The sequence below is a fragment of the Flavobacterium solisilvae genome, from assembly GCF_012911605.1.
In the GTDB taxonomy this organism is placed as follows: Bacteria; Bacteroidota; Bacteroidia; order Flavobacteriales; family Flavobacteriaceae; genus Flavobacterium; species Flavobacterium solisilvae.
In genome coordinates, this window is record NZ_JAAMPT010000197.1 from 46,637 (window position 1) to 52,910 (window position 6,274).

Below are 6,274 nucleotides of genomic sequence, written 5' to 3' on the forward strand. Positions count from 1 at the left end.
AAATAGAAAAACTTTCATTAATCATTATCTTTGTGAAAAATAGTAATAATGGGAAATAATAAATCACATTGGGAAAATGTTTTTGCAACTAAAAATCCTAGCGAAGTAAGTTGGACACAAAAATATCCAAAAACATCAATAGATTATTTAGAAAATCTGAACCTATCTATAGACGCCAATATAATTGATGTTGGTGGTGGCGACAGCAATTTAGTGGATGCTTTATTAGAAAATGGATATAAAAATATTTGGGTTTTAGATATCTCTGAATTTGCTTTAGAAAGAGCAAAAAAACGATTAGGAGAAAAAGCAAATAAAGTGCATTGGATTGTTTCCGACATTACGCAATTCAGTACAGATATTAAATTTGATTTTTGGCACGATAGAGCTGTTTTTCATTTTTTGACAGAACAAGAAAATATTGATAAATATGTTACTTTAGTTAATAATTCTATAACTGAAAATGGAAATTTTCTATTGGGAACTTTTTCAGAAAAAGGTCCACTCAAATGCAGTGGTTTAGAAATAAAACAATATTCTGAAAATACTATGAAACATACTTTTAGTGAAAATTTTGAAGCTGTAAAATGTTTTACAGAAAATCATACTACACCATTTGATACAATACAAAATTTTCAGTTTTGTGGTTTTAAAAAAATATAAAATAAGTATTACTTAGAGAAAATGTTTTATAAATCAGCAATCATTTTTTACCATTATCTCATTCAGCTGCACAAAAATTGCTCCTAGTCCAAGTATTCCTAGCATCAATTCTTTGTTTGCTTCATTTCACTAATTTCATTTATAAATAACGAGAACGTACTTTTTCGTTTAGTGGTAAATTGACGTTTTAGGTTTTCAGTTGCCACTCCTTAGCCAACGCTCCAAAAAAAATTACTGGCACAGTTTTTAGAAAAAACACGTACACTTCGTGACTTGCGCCAGTAATTTTTTTTCCCAAGCTGTGTTACATAATTGAGTATTATAGTTCATCACAAAGCGTTGTTATTGTTTTTTTGGTTTTTGCAATGAAGCTATAATATCAACTATGTAAAACAGCCGCACAGCCAACGCGCTTGCCAGTGGCTCCAGGACAACATTTTTTGTAGCTAGAACATTGGTTTGATATATTCAACAATAAGATGAGCTACAAAAAACACCGTCCTTCACCACTGTCTTAAACAACATTCATTATTTCATAGGAAAGTTTACAGTTAAAGTTTATTCTATGAACGTTTGCCATTACTGTCTTTATCAACTTTGTGGTTAAATAGGTAGTGTTTTCATTGCTTTTGTAAGTAATAAAATGGCTTTTGATTTAAGTAAATTTGCCTAGTGTAAAAGCCATTTTATTACCCACAAAACCAAAATTCCCAGTAAGAGTATCATTTTTTATTTGCCAGAAAACCAGCAGTAATTGCTTCAGCGAAAAAACTGATGCCATACCGTTACTAAAATGTTTATTTAAAGTTTGAAGTATTATCTTTCTTTTAAGTCTTTGGCATCAGCTTTTCCACTAAAGCAATCAGAAACATCCCAATAAGCAAATAAAAAATGATACCCTTACTTGCGCTACTGCCTCATCGCACTAGGTAAGCAGTTGCATTGTTTTTTTTAAGTATAGAAAATGGTTTAGATATTATATCGATTTGCCTATGGTAAAAACCATTTTCTATACCCAAAAAAATCAAATAGTATGAAATGGTCACAAAGTACAATTCCAAGAAAAAAGACCATTACGTTTGACCATTAAAAACAATAAAAACTTCAAACGAAAGAGTATAAATTTTCAAAACAAAAAAATAATTGGTATGGAATTTTATTTCTGTTTTCTGTTTTGAAAATTTATACCCTTTCCAAGAACAGTTATCTTTCTAAAGAACTTTCCAAAATCAGTTTTCAATGGAACATTTCCGTTTTCGAGGAAAAATAAAAAAATAAATAAAAGAAAGTAAAGTTAAGTTCCGGTTTCAAGAAAAACAAGTTCAAGCCCTACGGGTTTTAGAAAAAATCTCCACCCAAACCGTTTCGCAACAACATTCACTTCCAACTTCACGCCCACTCTTCCGATGATATATCGGGTAGTATTTTTTCTAAAAAACTTGTTTTTCTTGAAACCTCCACTTGATGGACGACTTTCTTTTTTTTCTTTTTTTCTTTTGAAAAATTTTAATGGGCGGAGCGTAGTGAGGCACACCTGCATTCATCAGAAACACCAATGAGAATTAGAAGAAAGACTAATTTTTAAATCCGAAAGTATGCCAAATTTCATCATTAAAACGCACCGAAAAGACACTCTTTACGCCAAACCATGCTTATTCATACTTAACAAAGGGTTGAACAGCGGAAAACCACAAAAAACGCCATTTACAAACAGCTTTGTCGTGATTTTTCAAAACGAAGAAGATTGCGAAAATATTTTCTGGATAACCTACAGTCTTTGGCAGTCCAAGTTTTGGCACAGAAACCTTTGTGGTTCAGTTATTCCATTTCTAAGAATGGGTGATTTCATCAGAGAATTTTCCGCGAAAGCTGAGGAAATGCTCCAAGATTTTGAGCAACATAAAAAAGATGTTGAAACACTTCGTCTTTTAGAGCTAAAGGAGAAACAATTTCATCAAAATATCAATCTTATCAACGATTTGAAGCGAGTAATTCTGCATCGCTATCATAAAAAATGAAGTCTTATTTTAAATCGATAATCATGAAACTATTTATTTTGTACCAAACAGACAAATGGAAATCCAAAGCATCAAGAGTATGTTTTGGGATATTCGACACCAGAGCCAAAGCAATTGATTGTGCCAAATGGCAAGAACTCTACAACTTTAATTCAGAAGTTGTGGTATTAGAAGTAACACTCAATTTATTTGAAGAGGTTTAAAAAATAAATGCCTAGTCAATATTGACTGGGCATTTTGCTACACATTAATAAAGTTTAAGTCATTCTTCAGATGAAGTTTCCATGTAAACCAGGATGTTTGAAACCAACTTCCTTTTTTTTCTTTGATAAAATTAAATCGCTTACTTGGTATCAAAACTTGAACTCTGTTTTTTTGGAACATTTCGCTTCGCTTTCTACCTTCTAATGTTGTTATAGGCAACAGCATCATAAAAGGTTTATCCAATTCAAAAGCACGTTTCAAGAATTGATCTTTCAAAGAATAAGGCGGATTTGTAATAATCAAATCATACTGTTGAGGTTCGTATTCAAAAAAATCTAAACCATCGTTTAAGTGTGATCTTATGACTTCAAAACCATTAGCTTTTAAAACATTGACAATTTCGCTATTCTCAATTGCGGTACATTCCCAAATTATTTTAACCCCATCTGGAATATAAGGAAGAATACATTCTACAGCTTCTTTAGGCGTATATAATTCATCAAAAGCACCTCTTTTTATATAATCTATTTTATTTTGTATCATACAAGTTATTTTTTAAATGAAAAAGCCCATTCCATCAGGTTTGGGCTTTCATTTGTTTAACCCAAAGGTCACCACAACTAGAGTTAAACTTTATTTTTTGTGCTTCTTATTTATGCTTTTAAGCAGTAATGAAATCGTAAAACTGACAATTGCTCCAACAGTAGCCAAGACAACCGTTTTTGCTATATCATCAGAAGAAAGATTAGGAACAATACTTAAAAACGTACCTCCAGCAGTTCCCATCAATGTGGGATTATTTGCTGTCATCAGTTGTAGTTAGCTGACTTGCAGCCGACAAAACTCCTCCAGCAACTGCCAAATAACCACCAATTGTAGTGACTACAACTGGTAACGCTATTGGAGCTGCTAAAATAGTTCCGCCAACAGCAGCCAATGCCAAACCAACATTTCGAAGCACTTTAAAAAATTTCGGTATTGGTGCTTTTGCTCTTTTAATTAAACTCATGGCTCATTTTTTTAGGGTAACGATTAAACAATGTCGTAGTAGAACCTTTTCCTCCACCACCAATATCAGAACTATCTCGATGGCTTTCCCTTTTTATGATTATAATGTCTTTAGAGCCACCAATCTCTTTGGAAGAATAATTTCCAGTAGAGGTGTCTTTTCTTCCACCAATTCCATTGGTTTCACTAGAGCTTCTTTGAAGTGTTCCGCTCGAACTTTTCCCACCACCAATACTATCGCGGGATTGAGTTGCGCATTCACCTTTAATTCCTTTGCAACCTCCAATTTCTCCATCAGTACTTAATCCGCAAGTACATCTTGAAAAGCTTTCATCAAAATCTGACTTTAAATTAAACTCACTTTTTGGCAAAGTATCTGAATTAGATTGATCATCACAACTTGTGAAACCAATAGTCATTAATAAAACAAGCATTAACATTTTAATACTTCTAAAAATACGATTTGTTGAAGCAGTAGCTCCTAATAAATTTTTCATCTTTTAAGATTTAATAATTAATAAAACTTTTTCTGCGCTATCTAAAGCACGATATACCGAGTTTTTCAACTTGATAAATGCCTTTCTTGACATCAGACCTAAACCTGGTCCAGAAAGTTTTGTAACTGGAGCAATACAACCATTTAGTTCTTTTAGTGCATTATTGGCAGGATGAAATAGAATAAAATTTCTATCTTTCACATCAATCACTTCCAAATGCCATTTAAACTTCCGACTGTATCGCTTTCTAATAAAATACTTCCCTTCCGGAATGCAGGAAACCTTCGTTTCGTTCATCTTCCAAGGCAACTCAATTGTGTTACAAATTAATTTGCCATCGCATTCGAGTTTACCATTTGTTCCATCAGGGAAATAAGTTCTAGTGAGCAATAAGACCATTACACACCACTGTCAACCTTAGCAACAGATAATGGATTAAAAGCACCATTTTTCAACGGGTACATTGTTCCATTAATTTGTTGATAAAATTCAACTCCCAAAGCCAAAAACAAAGGTTTTGTACTAGCAGCTGTAACCGCATTCACTTGGTTAATAACCGCTGTTGGGGTTGCATCCCATGGCAAAATTGCCGTTTCAGAAGTAGCAACTACATACGTTTCAGCTTCAAAATCTACCTCGGCTCCGCCAGAGATAATCTTAAAGTGAGTAGTTCCACTTGGTGCAGCAATCATATTCGAAGGAATAAACGAAGCAATATCAACTGTGATTTCTCCTGCAACTCGATCGATTGTTGCCACAAATGGTGCATACAAGCTAGTGCCTAGTTTACCACGAATATTGAATTCAAAACCAAATAACAATTCGGCTTCTCCATCAATAACGTTGCGCAAACCTCTATCACTCACTAAGTCAGCTTGGATAACTTTAACCATCGCTTGGGTTAAACGACTTACCATTCTACTATCCGCAGAATTCAATAGCAGTGGTCTCAAAGCAGTGCGCAAAAGCTTCCCAGCTTTTCCTGCTCTACCAAACTCAGAACCATTCTCACGAGTTCTTTGAAACGCAGGATCATTTGCAATTCTACTAGCGTCAATTCCGCCTTTTTCTCTTGCCAAATGGCCATCTTGAGTTTTATAAAAAGTAATATCCTCGATAGTACCTTTTAATTTAATTATGCCTTTCTGTCTAGCCATAATCTTTACATTTTTTGATTAATACTCATTTTCACAACTCACTTTCATTTCGTTAATCGTTGCAACTAAATCCTGAATGATAAGGACAAAGTTTATAAAGCGTTTAGTAAAGTAAAAATCAATATTGTACCATATGTCCTAAAACGACATAAGTGTCCTAAATCAACATAAAAAACCAGTAAAGAAGTATGAAAAATAATAACTAAATTGCGGAAAGAATTTCTGCACGTCAGAAGTTAGTCAAAGCCTAATCAAAGGTATGAATGAAGTATGAAAAATGAAATACAGAGGGTTTGCATCTATCCAAAGGACATACAACGCATAACAGGCAAGAGTTATCGTCAAAGTACTAGATTGATGCAAAAGATTAAAAATGGCCTCAATAAACTCGAAAATGAGTTTCTAACGATTGAAGAGTTCTGTACATATAGTGGCATAAAATATGAACAAGTAACTCACTTGATTTTTGGTTAAATTAAAAAACTATAGAAGAATTTTAATCAAAAAAAGCATAGCCAAATACTTGAACAACTTGTTCAATTTTTAGTAATGTTTATTGAATTTTAATTTGCTATATCATTGCAAATGAGTATATTTATAACTCACAAATGAAATGTAATTTTTACGATTAAAAAGGGGGTAAAATCGGTTACCCAAATAAAAATTCAATTGTAACGAGCTGTTATATAATACGTTGAAATAGGTAGTCAAATCCCTCTTTCTCCGC

9 protein-coding genes are annotated in these 6,274 nt (G+C 33.0%); 3 read left to right on the top strand and 6 right to left on the bottom strand.

Going from position 1 to position 6,274, the window contains the following annotated elements:
- Positions 1–48 precede the first annotated feature (48 nt).
- From G6042_RS03205 to G6042_RS03215, 3 genes are all read left to right on the top strand, one after another.
- A complete protein-coding gene (locus G6042_RS03205; protein WP_169522867.1) occupies positions 49–663 on the top strand; it encodes a class I SAM-dependent methyltransferase in 615 nt (204 codons plus the stop codon).
- A gap of 1,595 nt (positions 664–2,258) precedes the next feature.
- Complete coding sequence (locus G6042_RS03210) at positions 2,259–2,681, top strand: DUF6943 family protein (RefSeq protein WP_169522869.1); 423 nt, start codon at positions 2,259–2,261, stop codon at positions 2,679–2,681.
- Positions 2,682–2,704: 23 nt separating this feature from the next.
- Positions 2,705–2,884: a hypothetical protein gene (locus G6042_RS03215; protein ID WP_026704787.1), complete on the top strand. Its 180-nt coding sequence runs from the start codon at positions 2,705–2,707 to the stop codon at positions 2,882–2,884.
- A 37-nt stretch (positions 2,885–2,921) separates the two neighbouring features.
- Here the strand turns inward: G6042_RS03215 and G6042_RS03220 are convergent, their stop codons facing one another.
- The 6 genes from G6042_RS03220 to G6042_RS03245 all read right to left on the bottom strand — a co-directional run bounded on the left by G6042_RS03220 (position 2,922) and on the right by G6042_RS03245 (position 5,547).
- Positions 2,922–3,428: a class I SAM-dependent methyltransferase gene (locus tag G6042_RS03220; protein ID WP_169522871.1), complete on the bottom strand. Its 507-nt coding sequence runs from the start codon at positions 3,426–3,428 to the stop codon at positions 2,922–2,924.
- Positions 3,429–3,518: 90 nt separating this feature from the next.
- Entirely contained in the window at positions 3,519–3,695 is a 177-nt protein-coding gene (locus G6042_RS03225; RefSeq protein WP_169522873.1) for a hypothetical protein, read from the bottom strand.
- Positions 3,682–3,894 (bottom strand): hypothetical protein, encoded by a 213-nt coding sequence (locus G6042_RS03230; RefSeq protein ID WP_026704785.1) that lies wholly within the window; start codon positions 3,892–3,894, stop codon positions 3,682–3,684. Before G6042_RS03230 ends, G6042_RS03225 begins: the two co-directional genes overlap by 14 nt.
- Positions 3,881–4,390, bottom strand: coding sequence for a hypothetical protein (locus tag G6042_RS03235; protein WP_026704784.1), 510 nt, complete (start codon positions 4,388–4,390; stop codon positions 3,881–3,883). The genes G6042_RS03230 and G6042_RS03235 overlap by 14 nt, the downstream gene beginning before the upstream one ends.
- 3 nt (positions 4,391–4,393) lie before the next feature.
- Entirely contained in the window at positions 4,394–4,789 is a 396-nt protein-coding gene (locus tag G6042_RS03240) for a DUF5675 family protein (RefSeq protein WP_169522874.1), read from the bottom strand.
- A complete protein-coding gene (locus G6042_RS03245; RefSeq protein ID WP_169522876.1) occupies positions 4,789–5,547 on the bottom strand; it encodes a hypothetical protein in 759 nt (252 codons plus the stop codon). Before G6042_RS03245 ends, G6042_RS03240 begins: the two co-directional genes overlap by 1 nt.
- Positions 5,548–6,274: the final 727 nt, after the last annotated feature.